Consider the following 13,423-nt stretch of genomic DNA (forward strand, 5'->3'; position numbering starts at 1 on the left):
AGGATGTAGGCATGGCCATCGCCTCACCGGTGACGCAGCGGTCAACCGTTGTGGCCCTGCTGTTGCTGACGTGCGCGACCGGAATCGTCGACGCGGTCAGCGTGTTGGTGCTGGGACACGTGTTCGTCGCGAACATGACCGGAAACGTGATCTTCCTGGGCTTCTGGTTCGTGCCGCACTCGGGCGTAGACGTGACGGGGGCCCTGGTCGCGTTCGCGGGGTTCGTGCTGGGCACTGTGGTGGGTGGACGTCTTCGGCGCCATCTCGACAGTCATGTGCGGAACTGGCTGACCACTGCGCTGGGTGTGGAAGTCGTTCTGCTGACCGTGCTTTCGATTCTCTGCGGAACGGGAGTGCTGGCCTATGACGACAACCGGAAATTGATCCTCATCGTTCTCGCGATGACGTTCGGGATCCAGAACGCGACGGCGCGTCAGTTCGGCATCCAGGAATTGAGCACCACGGTGCTGACGCAGACGATCGTCGGTCTCGGCTTCGACAGCAGGCTGGCCGGCGGCACCGGCGACCGGGAGAAGCTGCGTTACGGCGTGGTGTTGACGATGTGCGGCGGTGCGGTGCTCGGCGGGACGATCTCGCAGTTCACCGTTGCGCCCGTGATCGGAGCAGCGGCGGTGGTGGTGGCCATCAGCGCGCTGATCTTCAGGTTCGGGCCGGCGCCTGTGGAGAATGCGCGCTGACCCACGCCGCGCCCTCATCGGCCGCGTGCCGCAGGGCGGTGAACTCGCCGAAGTAGTCGGCTACCGCGCCGACGCCGGGCAGCATCCCGAGGTAGCGGTAAAGCTTTTGGGGGTGTGGCCTTTTCGTGAGTTCGTCACCCAACGCGCGGAGCGTGCCGGCGAATTCCCAGAGCTTCGCGGGCAGCGACGACGGGTGCGCTGTCTCGGGATCGTCGGCTACCGAGTCGGCATCGGTGTCGGCGAGTTGACGGTCGCACAGCACCGCGCCCAGCAGCTGCACCTGGTCGTCGTGGTCGGTCACGCCGTCTTCGCGTGCCACCGCGCACAGCACGATGGCCTGGTTGGAGAAGCCCAGGAAGTCCTGAATAGGAAGCCGATCAGCGATGGCCCCGAGCGCTCCGGGGAAGGCGACGAGGATCGTGGTGACCGCGCCCGCACGATGCACCCACCACTTCACGTGCCGGTCCTGATCCATCTCGGCCCAGGCCTTGGTGCCCGGCAGTTCGGCGAAGTTGAGCAACGCGGCCGCGATGTCGAGGGACTTGCCGACGGCGCCCTCGGCGGGTTCCTCGCGGTGGGTGCGTCGCCGCAGCCCGAGTGGGTCGAATCGGGTGAAGATATCGAGTACGGGGTTGATCACGGCTACCGCATTTTCGAGCGCGCCCGCGACGTCAGCGTCCGAGAGGTGCGTAGAAGGCAGCAGGTTTATCCCCATCCCAGCTATCTTGCCCGATGTTTGCGGTCGTCGTCGTTGACGTCCAAAAACTTGTCGGACCCCTTTGCGATCATGGTGTTGTGTCTTCGACGGCAACCACTTTCGCCGCTGGGGTGAACCCGGCCCAGCGTACGGAGGTGTTGTTCGACGAGTTGTCGCAGCTGTGCGGTCAACGCAACGCCATCGACGGACGCATCATCGAGATCGTCGCCGAACTGGACCGTGACGAGTTGTGCGGGGCCACCGGCGCCCGCTCGATCGAATCGTTGGTGGCCTGGAAGACCGGCATAACCCCACGCAACGCCGAGGTCGTGGTCGCTGTCGCGCGTCGGCTCGAGGAGTTCCCCAGCTGTGCGCAAGGGATGCGTGAGGGCCGACTGTCGCTGGATCAGGTCCGAGTGATCGCCGAGAAAGCGGCGGACGGTTCCGATGAGCATTATGCGCAGTTGGCCGCCGTCGCCACCGTCAGGCAGTTACGTACCGCGGTAAAGCTCGAGCCACGCCCCGAGCCTGACGCGAAACCTGAACCTCGGCGATCCTTCACTCGGGTCGAGGGCGACGGGCACACCACCTACCGGATCACCTTGCCGCGTCTGGACGCCGCCAAGTTCGATGCCGCCCGCCAAGCCCATCACGACGCATTGGTTGCCGAGTGGAAACGCGACCACGAGGCAGACGACACCGACGAGGACACCGAGGGGGCGCCGCCGTTCCCCGACAGCGTGGATGCGTTCATGAGCCTGGTCGAAGCCGGCTGGGACACCGAAGTCGCCCGCCGGCCGCACGGCCAGCACACCACCGTCGCAATGCATCTGAATGTCACCGACCGCATCGCCGCCCTGCATCTGGGCCCGGTGTTGTCCGATGACGAACTCAGTATCTATTGTGCGACACCACCTGCGAGGTCTGGCTCGAACGCAACGGCCAACCCATCAGCGCCGGCCGCACCACCCGCACCATCAGCCGCCGGCTGCGTCGGGCACTGGAGCACCGTGACCGCTGCTGTGTGGTGCCCGGCTGCGGAGCCACCCGCGGCCTGCACGCCCACCACATCGTGCACTGGGAAGACGGCGGCACCACCGACCTGGACAACCTGGTGCTGGTTTGTCCCTATCACCACCGCTTGCATCACCGGGGCGGCATCACCATCACCGGCCCCGCCCACCGACTGGTCGTCACCGACAGTGCCGGGAAACAGCTACACGGCGGGTCGTTGGCGCGCCCGCCGACCACACCGCCACCCGACGTCCCGCCGTGTCCGGGACCGACCGGTGAACGCGCCGACTGGTGGTGGTACCCACCCTTCCAACCCCAACCCCCACCGAAAGCGGCGTAGGTCAGGGGAATACGTCGTGGATGAGGCGTAGCCGTCCACCCATGTACCGGTGTCATTTGTGCGGACGACGAGGGTGACACCTGGCGCCGCCATGAGTGCGGCCGCGCGGGCCGAAGTCGGGATGCTCCCGGTAATCAGCTAGGACGCAACATCATTGGGACCGCAGTGCCTGCATGGATATCGCCACGGCGCAGGCAGCGCGAGTGTTCGGGCCGGACGGGTACGAAGGAGTCGGTCCTTCGGACCGCCGCGTCCGAACCAGCCCCGCGGTGGCACACAGCAACGTTGCGCCTCCGGGTGAACCGATACGCGCTCGATAACTGGCACACTCGTCAATATCTGGATGCCCAGCACAGGCCCGATAAAGGTACCCCTTCAAGGTTTGCGGCGGACGCGAAATTGAAGACGAAAATTCTTTTCAGCAATGCAGTGACAAAGGTCACAAGAGTGTTAAGTTGCCTGAGATCAACCTGAGAAGACGGCCGAAAGGACTGGTCAGATGGCAGTCAAACACCGTAGGCAGCGGCGGCACGTCAAGAGGGTTGCAACTCTCGGTGCGGCAACCGCAACAGTTACCGCGCTTACGGTTGGTATTGCTCCGCCGCCGGCCCAGGCCGCCGCGGTTCAGCGCGACGTCCGGCTGCAAGCCGGGGTCCAGATCTTCCCACCGCCCGACCAGATCCCGGACCTAACGGGTGGGCTCGGAACCCAGGTCTACAACCAGTTCCAGACCGTCGGTGCGCAGCTTGAGACGGCGTTCGTCGACAACTTCAACCTGTTGGCCCTCCTGCAGGCAGCCGGGATCGATCCGACCACCCCCGTCAAGGGCGCACTCAACGATGTATTGGGTGGGGCGCTGGGGGCACTGCCCGTCGACGTCGAGGGCCTTCTCGGAATCAATCTCGACGATCCACTGTCCTCGGCCGGGATCAACGTGATCACGACCGGCGGACTCTTCACCCTCATCCGTCTGCTCGGCGTCGACCTCGGGTGGGTGCCGTCGTTCCCGAATTCGGTGGCCGACGAGATCAACAACACGCCTTACCTCGATGTCAGCCTCGAGTCGATCTTTGACGCGCTTGGTCTTCCCACTAGTGGCGCCGGGCTCCTGGCAATCCGCGTTGCGCTCAGAGCGATTGGCATCGAACTGCCGGACCTCAGCACGAATGCCGCCGATGTGCGGATCCCCATCGTGGCGGGCTGGGGCTTCGGTGCATTCGCCGCGGGGGCGGCGTACCAACAGGTGGTCGACGATCTGCCGAATCAGCCCGGGGGCGCCAACTACGTCGGCACCAACCCGCTGCTGGGCAGTTTCACTATCCTGCCGATGATCCTGATCGACAACCCGGGTCGGGCCAACGGCGGCATCCTGGCGCGGGCGTATCCGCTCTTCGGGTTGCTCGGGATCGACACGGTGACACCCGATACCCAGGTGCAGAGCAGCGGGACCAGCATCGTCGCCGGCATCCCCGTGGTCGGCGACATCCCGTTGTTCGGGCTCACCCCTGGGGGCGCCAACCTGATCCCGATCAAGATCGACGCCACGGCCGAGTACCTGCCGCTCTCCGACTTCGCCGCCTGGCCCAACCCGTTCACGATGGCCAACAATGTTGCGGCAGGTCTGTTTCCGAGCTACATCCTGCGGAATCAGTCGCTCGACACGCTGAGCACGGTGCTGATCAACCAAGTCGTATCGCAACTCGGCGCAGACGTCACGGACTACCTGGCCAATCCGGGGGACAACCCGCAGCTGGGGCCCAAGCTGAACATCTACATCACGATCCCGGCCAACAGCCTGCCGCTGCTGGAGCCGACGTATCTGGCGTATGACGTCGTCAACCTGCTCACCGGGGCGAACCTCAACAACCCGATCGGCACGGCGCTGAGCCCGGTGCTCACCAGCCTGGTCAACCTCGGCTACACCGATGTGTCCTACAACCCGACAACGGGCGTCTATGAGCGCTCACTCGACGAAGCCGATGTGCCAACAGCTTTCGGAACCCTCCCGGCGGATGTCGACTGGGGCCAGGTGCCCGGGCACCTGGTCGCCAACCTCGTCACCGGCATGCAGAAGGCGATCAGCGATGGCCTGGTGAGCCAAACCCCGGTGTCCAATCCCATCAAGACCCTGCTGGGGCTGCTGGGTGTCGGTGGCTCGTCGAGCCTGTCCGGGCTGGACCTCTCAGCGCTCACCGGCGCGCTGAACAACGTTGGGACACAGAGCCTTGCGAAGACAAGCTTCGAACCGCAGAGCATCGCGCAGACCAATGTCGGCACGGACACGGTAAACCTGAAATCTGCTGCGGACGACTCGGTCGTCGACGATTCGAAGGTGAACGTCCAAGACGGCACCAAGAAGCTGACCACCGCAGCCGACGACGCTCGCCAAGGGGTCGAGAAGTCGGTGACGGAGGCCCGTGAGCGTGCGAAGGTTTCGGCCGAGAAAGCGCGAGAACGGACTGCCAAGTCGGTCAAGGATGCTCAGGACCGCGTGAACAAGCTCGCCGAGGATGGGCGCAAGCAGATCCAGTCGGCCGCCGACGGCATCCAGAAGGGCGCGGAGAAGGCGGTCAACGACATGAAGAGCAACGTCAAGAAGGCCGGCGATTCAGTGAAGCCCGAGAAAAAGGCCGAGAAAAAGGCCGAGAAGAAAGATGCCGCCTGACGCCTGACGCAACCCACATCAGCCCGCCTGGTGCACCGATTCCACGGTGTAGATGTGGGGGTCGAAACTGGTTGCGATACCTGCGCACCGGCTCATGTGCTCCCGTGCGCTCGGATCGGCGAGCATGGCTTGGAAGTCCTCGGCACTGCGCCACTGCGCGTAGTTGATCACGCGGGTGCCGTCCGTACTCAAATGGATGTTGGCAGCGATGAATCCGGGGACATAGCGCATCACGTCCTCAGTCGCCTGTTGCAGCAGCGCAACGAGTTCGGTCGCCCGATGCGGCTCCACGGTGAACACGTTGACGAGGGTGGCGTGGGGGCTGTGTTCGCGGATGGTCGTCACGATTCCTCCTATGTCAGGTTCCTTACAACGTCGACCATAGCACCGTTGTAAGGTTCCTGTCATGACCCAGGATGTGGAACGCGGCGTCGGCTATCTCGTGAAGCGCGTACAGCAGGGCTTGCGCCGCAATTGCGATGGCGCGCTGCGGGGCACCGGAATCTCGATGTCGCAGTATGCGGTGCTGCGCGCGCTGGCCGACCATCCGCTGGCGTCGGCCGCGGAACTGGCACGGCTGTGTTTCGTCACCCGGCAGTCGTTACAGGACGTGTTGGCCGGCCTGCGCACCGCCGCTCTGGTGCAGGATTCATCCGGTCCACAACGCGGCCGTGCCCGAGCGTTGCAGTTGACGCCGGCGGGCAAGCGTCGACTGACTGAGGCGCACGCAACGGTGCTCCGCGTCGAGCGGGAGATGCTGACCGGGATCCCGGACAACGCTCAAGGGGAACTGGCGGCGCTGCTGCTGCGCTGTGCGGAGAACCTCGAGACGGTCCAGGCAGAAACTACGATTGACCGGTGACTTCGGTAAGGCGTGGGCGTGGGCGGCCGGCCGGACCCGGCGTCGACGTCGGGCAACGTCGTTCGGATCTGCTCGACGCCGCCGAGCGTGCGATCCGCACCCATGGGCCCGATGTGGGGATCGCCGAGCTGGCCAAAGAAGCCGGCTTCGTGCGCTCGGCCGTCTATGCGGTCTTCCCGAACCGCGCGGCCATCCTCTCTGCCCTCGGTGAGCGCCAGGCCCACCGGCTGCTGATCGAGATCACCAGGCGTGCCGCCGGTTCCACCGATCTGCGCCAACGTATGTCGTTGTTCTTCGATGTCATCTGCGCCTGGATGCAGGACGATCCGAACCTGTACCGGGCGTTGAGCGTGCACGCCGCCGGCGGCCACGAGATGCCGGGAATCTTCGATGAACTCGCCACCGCGGTCGAGGCCATGCTGGCGGCGTCGATGGCGGCGGGAGGCGCCGATACCGCGGCAGCGGCGCCGTGGGCCCGGGCGATCGTCGGCTCGGTCATGGTGAGCGCCCAATGGTGGATCCGCGATTCGTCGATGCCCCGTGCCGAACTCGTCGAGCACCTCACGAAACTGTGTTGGGACGGCGGCTCGGCCCTGCCGTTCAGTCCGTTCGATGTCTCGGCTATTGACAGCGGTAAGCCATAAAAGACACCATGTCTTTTATGGCTGCTCCCGTCTCGCCCCAGATCGACGGTCCCTCGCGGTATTGGGAGGACGTGCCCGGCGAATACGACCTCAAGCTGACGGAGATCACCGGCGTGATCCCGCAGGGATTGACAGGCACGCTCTACCGCAACGGATCGGGCCGCTGGAACGTCGGCGCATCGCGGGTGGACAGCCTGTTCGACGCGGACGGCATGGTGGTCGCCTTCGCGATCGACGGCAACGGGGTCCGGTTCAAGAACCGCTTCGTCCGCACCGAGCACTACCTGACCACCACTGCGGCCGGCCGGATGGTGAAACGTGGATTCGCCTATCAGCGCCCAGGCGGCATGCGGGCCAATGCGTTTCGGCTACCGGCCAACACCGCCAACACCAACGTGATGATCTGCCAGGATCAGCTACTCGCACTCTGGGAGGGCGGGCGTCCGCACGGCATGGACCTCGACACCCTCAACACGATCGGGATGTGCAGCCTCGACGGGGTGCTCAAGGGTCCGGTCGGCGCGTACTCCGCCCACTACACCTACGACGCGACGACGGACACCCGGGTGAACTTCGGGTTCGAACCCTACTTCCCCCGGGTCGATCTGCGGCACGTCCGCAGCGCTCCGAACCGCGCCGAAAGGATCAGGCGGCTACAAGAACTGGCGGACGAGGCGATTCCCCGCATGCGGCTGCGCCTCTACGAGACCGACAATCGCGGCGTCACCCGCTATCTGCGGGCGGTACCGCTGCCCGGCGTGGGACTCATCCACGACATGGCGCTGACCCCGCGTTATGCCGTCTTCATGCTGTCGCCTTTGCGGATCAATCCGTGGGCCCTGCTGGGGCGGCAATCCTATTGGGACGCCATGAAGTTCAAGCAGAACGAGCCGTCCTACTTCATCCTCGTCCCGCGAGACGGCGGAAAGGTCCGGGTCATCGAGACCGATCCGTTCTACATGTGGCACTACGCCAACGCCTATGAGGACGGAGCCGACGTGGTGGTGGAGTTGCCGCGGTTCGCTCCCGGAACCTTCGGCGGCATGCAGGCCTGGGGCTCCGATAGCCGCAGCGATACGTCCCGGTTGTATGCCGACGTTCCCACCGAGGCAGTACCGGATACCGTGCGGCTCACCCGGTTCCGCATCACACCCGACGACCGTGTGCTGGCCGAACCGCTGGCCCAGATGGGCTGTGAATTTCCGCAGATCGATCAGCGCCGCTCAACTCAACCGCACTCGGTGACATATGTGACCGCCCCCGGGGACGGGGACGGCGGCGGGGAGGGGATCGGCCGCTTCAACCACACCGACGGCAGCGTGCAGACCTACTGCCCGCCTGGCCACAAACTGGTCGAGCCGATCTTCGTGCCCCGCCCCGGCAGCACCGCCGAAAGTGACGGATGGCTGCTGACAGTGGGTTACGACGAAACGCAGCACCGTAGCCGGCTCATGGTGTTCGACGCCCCGCGGGTCGACGCCGGTCCTATCACCGAGGCCTGGCTGCCGTTCCACCTGCCGATGAGCTATCACGGTGCGTTCACCGATCGGGTGGCCGCGCTGTAACCTGGGCTAGTTGGGCGCCAGTGCGCTGACAGCCAGGTGCGCCAGCACCGGCGACAGCAACTGCGCGTACTCGGCCGTGATGTGGTTGTCGTCGCGAAAGACCAACGTGTTGCCGACGATCACCGGGCAGCGCTGGTCGGTGCAGAAGAACTGGTCCAGCCGTGCGTATTGGCCACCACCGGCGCGAACCGCTGCGGACTCGGCGGCAATACCGTTGTCGTTCACAGCGGTCGGTCGGCTGGGTGCGCAGGCCGAGGCGTTGTCCATGTGTGCCGACAGGCACGTCGGCACGGTCGTATGCGGATCGGGAACCGGCCCGAGGACCAGGACCCGCGCACCCGTGCCGCGCAACTGCGACACCAGACGCGTCAGCCCGTCAAGCCAGGTGGGGTCGTAGCTGACGAACCCGAAGTCGGCGCCGTAGCGGCGCACCATGTCGAGCACGATCAGCGACGGGCGCTCTTTCGCGATCCGGGTCAGCACGTCAGCGCGCCACTGCTTGCATTCGGTGAACTCGCGTTCGAGGTAGGGGCTGAGGATCGGCAGAGCCATGGGTGGGCAGGTGACCTTCGCGAATGTCTCCAACCGCCAATGCTGCTGCTGTGCGGCAGTTTCCAGGGCAGGTTGCCACATTCCGGCGTGTGAGTCGCCGATCAGGGCGACTTTGGTGGCCGAAGCGGTGTCGCCCGACGCGCAGTCCGGCACGGCGACGTCCTGCCAGGACAAGACGCAGCCGTTGACGAACACCTCAGGTTTGGTGATATTGCCCAGTGGCGGTGAGAGATTCGAGGGCACCGCGCGCAGATCGGCCGACGCGGCGACGGCCGCCTGTATCTGTTGCTCGGGCGTCAGCGCCGGCGTCGGAGCGGCCGCAGGGGGTGGTCCGATCAGAGCGACCGGAACCGCCGCCGGGCCGGACCCGGTGGGCACCGGGCGTACCGCCAAGAGCACCAACCCCGCGCAGACCGCTGTCGCGGTGGCCGTCGCGCCGACGGCCAGGCTGCGCCACGACGAGCCCCGGAGTGCGGTGGCGAACCGAGCCGGGTTCTCGACCAGGTGCAGGGTGAGGAACGCCAGGCCCAACGACAGCACGATCATCGCCAGCCGGCCCGCCAACCCCAGACCGTGGCCGAACAGGGCGGGCGCCAACAGCAGCACCGGCCAGTGCCACAGGTACCAGGAGTACGAGACCCGGCCGATGCCGCGCATCGCCGGCTTCGACAGCAGCCGGCCTACGCCGAGACCGGGTATCGCGCAACCGGCCCCGATCACCAGGGCGGTGCCCATCACCGGAAGCAATGCGGCCGTACCCGGATACGGCGTGGCGGTGCCCAGTTGCGTACAGGTGGTCAGGATCAACGCCAGACCACCCCAGCCGACCAACGCCGCGCAGACCGGCGGCAGGGTGCGCCAGTGCGCCGCCGTCAAGGCGATCAGCCCGCCGGCCGCCAACTCCCAGGCGCGGGTCGGCAGGGAGAAGAACGCCCACGGCGGCATCGTCTGGGTCCACGCCAGCGACAGGGCGAGCGATGCGCCGGCCACCACCGCCAGCGCACACGTGTACGGAACAGCGGAACGGGTGTCCCGGCCGCTGCGGGCCAGCAGCCACGCGGTGCCCAGGATCAGTGCCGGCCACAGCAGATAGAACTGCTCTTCCACGCCGAGTGACCAGTAGTGCTGCAGCGGTGACGCGGCCGCCTCGGCTGCCAGGTAGTCCGTGCCCTGGACCGCGAAGCGGTAGTTGCCGGCGTAGAGCGCACTGGAGATCGCGTCGGCCAGCACCGAGCGGGCCCGCAGCGGCGGGAGGAGGACAGTGGCCGCCAACGACGTCGTGACCAGAACGAGTGCGGCGGCGGGCAGTAGTCGCCGGGCCCGCCCGGCATAGAACTGCGCCATCCGAACGGTTCCGGTGTCCGAGGCCTCGCGCCACAGCAGACCCGTGATCAGGAATCCCGACACGACGAAGAACACGTCGACGCCGATGAACCCGCCGCCGAAACCGGGCACTCCGGCGTGGAACAGCACCACGGCGAGTACCGCGACTGCCCGCAGCCCTTCGATGTCGGGGCGAAACTGTTTGTTCGGCAGGGATTTTCGCCCACTCGCGGTGTTGTCGCGGCGGGCGGCGGGCCTCGCGGAGGTAATCACTCTGTTCACTCGAGTAACGATCGTCGCACGGCAACCGTCAATGACCCTGGATTTGCGGGGCCTACTGCGAGCCTGTTGCTAGCCTCATCCCGATGGGGAAATCACGCATGGCGGCACTGGCAGTGCTGTGCGGCCTGCTTTCGGGCTGTTGCGCGCCGACTCAACCGACTTCGTCTCCGGCCGCGCCGTCGGCCTCGGCATCACCCACGAAGTCGGCGGCAGCGGACGGCACGTGCGATCTGAGTGGCCTGCCTCCCGAGGCGGACAAGACGGTGGAGCTCATCCAGTCCGGCGGGCCATTTCCCTACCCCCGCAACGACGGTGTCACCTTCGGAAACTACGAAGGCCGGCTGCCCAAGCACGAGCGCGGCTACTACCACGAGTACACGGTCCCGACGCCGGGCAACAAACATCGTGGCAAGCGGCGCATCGTCACCGGGGGAGCACCGCAGACCGATCCGCCCGAGTACTACTACACCGGTGACCACTACGAATCGTTCTGCCTGATCGGAGGCATGTGAAGACGTATCGGATCGACGGGACCAAGGTAGGTTCCAAGGCGGACTTCTTCACTGAGATCGGCCGCGCGGTCAATGGCGACGGCGGCTACTTCGGCTCGAACCTGGACGCGCTGGCCGACTGCCTGCGCGGTGGTTTCGGCACCCCCGAGGACCGCCGCTTCCGGTTCGTCATGACCGACTACCGCAACATCAAAGATGCGCTCGGCGAAGACACCTGGGGCACCGTGCTGTCGATCTTCACGACCGAGGGCGTCGACCTGTGGCTGGAGAACTGACGATCAGTTGAAGGCGAGCCAGCTCGGCAGGGCCCGCTCGCGCGAATCGCACAGCACCTGACGGGTATCGCAGTTCCCGCGCGGTGATCCGGCGCCGCTCCACATGCCGCCGGTGTCGCGACGTAACACGATCGCCGACGAGCCGCCGCCGTCGAGCAGCACTGCGTTGTCGGCGCCCAGTCCGCGGAACAGGTCCTGGATGTTGTCCGGGGTGTAGCTGCCGCCCTGGAAGACGTAGAGCTGATCGGCGGCGCGGTTGTAGCCGACGGCGGTGCGCGCCGCGCTGGGGCCGTTGTCGTTGAGCTGACCCGTCTCGCCGGGAGCCAGCAGTCCGATGCCGGCCACCGCGACGAACCTGGCATTTTGATCCAACAGTCGCTGGATTACCGGGGAGGCCGAGTCATAATCGTTGTCCCCCTTGGGCATCACCACATACGGGGCGCCGCCCATGGGAAGGATCATGGTGGCCAGTGCCGCCCAGCGTTCGTCACCGCCGGACAGGCCTTGCTTGCCGGCATAGGCCAGCGTTCCGGTGACCGCGGCGTTCGCTCGGCCCTGACCTCTGGTGTTGTCCACATACGCGCCCAGCGGGGATGAGCATTTGGTGTCACGCCACGAGCCGCCTTTCTGGCCGCGTACGTCGAAGAAGTTGGCGTTCACGGCGATGGTCGGCTGACCCAGCACCTGCCAGGCGGCAAGGGGCGCATAAGTTTCCGATGCCTGCCACAGTCCTTCCCCGGTGCGTGCACCCGGTGTGCGTTCGCAGCGGGACTGATAGCCCTGGTGGCTGTCGACCAACAGCCGCGGGTTGAGCCGGCCGGAGGCGTTCTTCATCGTCATCAGGTGGCCGCCGTTGTTGAGCGTGTAGGCGCGGCCGTCGGCGGACAGGAACGGCGCGGCGAACTGTCCGCCGAAGTTGTAGACGAGGTAGGCACCCTTGGTGTTGGCGATCGCCCCGAGCAGCATTGCCCTGGCGTCCTCGGCGCGCGCGACGGGGGAGCCCGTGGTGGCTAGCGCTGCGCAGACGGCAACGGCGGCCGCAGTAGCGACCGCACGCCGGAAGAGTTTTGCCAGGCCTGGCACGAAGTACACAATAACCACACAGGAAGCTCTGTCAACATGCGTAACAGCCTGGTCACGGTTGGATCAAGACGGGATCGCACCCGGTTGATCGGTGTTAGCTGGCTCTGCGGTATCGGCCCTGCGGAGCACTGCCGGCCGCAAATGTGCGGGCAGCGCGCGTAGACCGGCCGCGCCCACGGCCGTCACCGCCACCGCACCCGCCGTGGTCAGCAGCACCGGAGCCGTCGGGAAGGTGCCTTCCAGCAGCATTGCGACACCGAAGATGACGAACAGGGCTGCCGCGCCCAGCTGGATCGCCCGCTCGGGCAGATGCTTGCCCGCGATCGCTCCGATCACGATGGCCAGCGCGTCGGCGGCCACCATGCCGATGGTCGAGCCGATCCACACCCCCACCCAGTCGTTGTCGGCGGCCAGCGTGATCGTCGCGAGCATCGTCTTGTCGCCGAGTTCGGCGAGCAGGAAGGCCGAGGTGACCGTTAAGAACGCGGGCGCGGTCGAACGCTGGGCCCGCGTCGCCTCGTCCTCGGACAGCTTGTCGCCGCGCAAGGTCCACAGGCCGAAGAACACGAACGCGAAGCCGGCCAGGATGCCGAGCAGGTGAGTGGGCAGTGCCGCGCCGAGGTAGTGGCCGACCGCGACGGAGATCAGGTGAACGGCGGTGGTGGCCGCGGTGATGCCGATGAGCACCACCCACCACCGGTACCGCAGCGCAAAGGTCATGGCCATCAACTGCGACTTGTCGCCGAGCTCGGCGACGAAGATGACGGCGAAGCTCAAGAGCAGAGCAGCGAGCACTCAACAACTCCTCGGTCGTTGGCTGCCGTTCGGGGCTGAAATAGATGCCTCCGGCCGGCAGACCATTGGTCTACGGCCGAAGGTCTCGCCCACCGGTCAGTGACCGGTTCGGATAT

Annotated in this window: 12 protein-coding genes and 1 pseudogene; 8 read left to right on the forward strand and 5 right to left on the reverse strand. The window is 66.1% G+C overall.

Annotated features, from left to right (window positions below; genetic code table 11):
- Positions 1-11: 11 nt before the first annotated feature.
- The gene (locus ACZYZF_RS04765) at positions 12-698 is read left to right on the forward strand and encodes a YoaK family protein (RefSeq protein ID WP_463743301.1); all 687 of its coding nucleotides are present in this window, start codon (positions 12-14) and stop codon (positions 696-698) included.
- Here ACZYZF_RS04765 and ACZYZF_RS04770 read toward each other — a convergent pair.
- Positions 661-1,413, reverse strand: a complete 753-nt coding sequence (locus ACZYZF_RS04770; RefSeq protein ID WP_463834699.1) for a hypothetical protein — start codon at positions 1,411-1,413, stop codon at positions 661-663. The two genes, ACZYZF_RS04765 and ACZYZF_RS04770, sit on opposite strands and share 38 nt — an antisense overlap.
- An 80-nt stretch (positions 1,414-1,493) precedes the next feature.
- Between ACZYZF_RS04770 and ACZYZF_RS04775 the strand changes: the two are divergent.
- Positions 1,494-2,749: pseudogene (locus ACZYZF_RS04775) on the forward strand (HNH endonuclease signature motif containing protein).
- Between the two features lie 499 nt (positions 2,750-3,248).
- Entirely contained in the window at positions 3,249-5,414 is a 2,166-nt protein-coding gene (locus tag ACZYZF_RS04780; RefSeq protein WP_463743298.1) for an AAA family ATPase, read from the forward strand.
- A gap of 18 nt (positions 5,415-5,432) precedes the next feature.
- Here ACZYZF_RS04780 and ACZYZF_RS04785 read toward each other — a convergent pair whose 3' ends face one another.
- The gene (locus ACZYZF_RS04785; RefSeq protein WP_463743297.1) at positions 5,433-5,759 is read right to left on the reverse strand and encodes an antibiotic biosynthesis monooxygenase family protein; all 327 of its coding nucleotides are present in this window, start codon (positions 5,757-5,759) and stop codon (positions 5,433-5,435) included.
- A 61-nt stretch (positions 5,760-5,820) separates the two neighbouring features.
- On the opposite strand from ACZYZF_RS04785, the gene ACZYZF_RS04790 reads away from it, so the two are divergent.
- Genes ACZYZF_RS04790 through ACZYZF_RS04800 form a run of 3 tightly spaced genes read left to right on the forward strand, consistent with a single transcriptional unit; the run spans position 5,821 to position 8,485 of the window.
- Entirely contained in the window at positions 5,821-6,276 is a 456-nt protein-coding gene (locus ACZYZF_RS04790) for a MarR family winged helix-turn-helix transcriptional regulator (protein ID WP_463743296.1), read from the forward strand.
- Positions 6,273-6,920, forward strand: coding sequence for a TetR/AcrR family transcriptional regulator (locus ACZYZF_RS04795; protein ID WP_463834700.1), 648 nt, complete (start codon positions 6,273-6,275; stop codon positions 6,918-6,920). Before ACZYZF_RS04790 ends, ACZYZF_RS04795 begins: the two co-directional genes overlap by 4 nt.
- 17 nt (positions 6,921-6,937) lie before the next feature.
- Complete coding sequence (locus tag ACZYZF_RS04800) at positions 6,938-8,485, forward strand: carotenoid oxygenase family protein (RefSeq protein ID WP_463834701.1); 1,548 nt, start codon at positions 6,938-6,940, stop codon at positions 8,483-8,485.
- 6 nt (positions 8,486-8,491) lie between these two features.
- On the opposite strand, the gene ACZYZF_RS04805 is transcribed toward ACZYZF_RS04800, so the two are convergent.
- Complete coding sequence (locus ACZYZF_RS04805) at positions 8,492-10,633, reverse strand: acyltransferase family protein (RefSeq protein WP_463835136.1); 2,142 nt, start codon at positions 10,631-10,633, stop codon at positions 8,492-8,494.
- Between the two features lie 92 nt (positions 10,634-10,725).
- Here ACZYZF_RS04805 and ACZYZF_RS04810 point away from each other — a divergent pair, with 92 nt between their 5' ends.
- Together ACZYZF_RS04810 and ACZYZF_RS04815 are read left to right on the forward strand one after the other, a co-directional pair.
- Positions 10,726-11,154: a guanyl-specific ribonuclease gene (locus tag ACZYZF_RS04810; RefSeq protein ID WP_463743293.1), complete on the forward strand. Its 429-nt coding sequence runs from the start codon at positions 10,726-10,728 to the stop codon at positions 11,152-11,154.
- Positions 11,151-11,429, forward strand: coding sequence for a barstar family protein (locus ACZYZF_RS04815; RefSeq protein ID WP_463743292.1), 279 nt, complete (start codon positions 11,151-11,153; stop codon positions 11,427-11,429). The genes ACZYZF_RS04810 and ACZYZF_RS04815 overlap by 4 nt, the downstream gene beginning before the upstream one ends.
- Before the next feature lie 3 nt (positions 11,430-11,432).
- Here the strand turns inward: ACZYZF_RS04815 and ACZYZF_RS04820 are convergent, their stop codons facing one another.
- Both ACZYZF_RS04820 and ACZYZF_RS04825 read right to left on the reverse strand, forming a co-directional pair.
- The gene (locus tag ACZYZF_RS04820) at positions 11,433-12,530 is read right to left on the reverse strand and encodes a phosphodiester glycosidase family protein (protein WP_463743291.1); all 1,098 of its coding nucleotides are present in this window, start codon (positions 12,528-12,530) and stop codon (positions 11,433-11,435) included.
- Positions 12,531-12,575: 45 nt separating this feature from the next.
- Entirely contained in the window at positions 12,576-13,307 is a 732-nt protein-coding gene (locus tag ACZYZF_RS04825) for a TMEM165/GDT1 family protein (protein WP_463834702.1), read from the reverse strand.
- Positions 13,308-13,423 lie beyond the last annotated feature (116 nt).

This window comes from Mycobacterium sp. IDUB_24, from assembly GCF_055419385.1.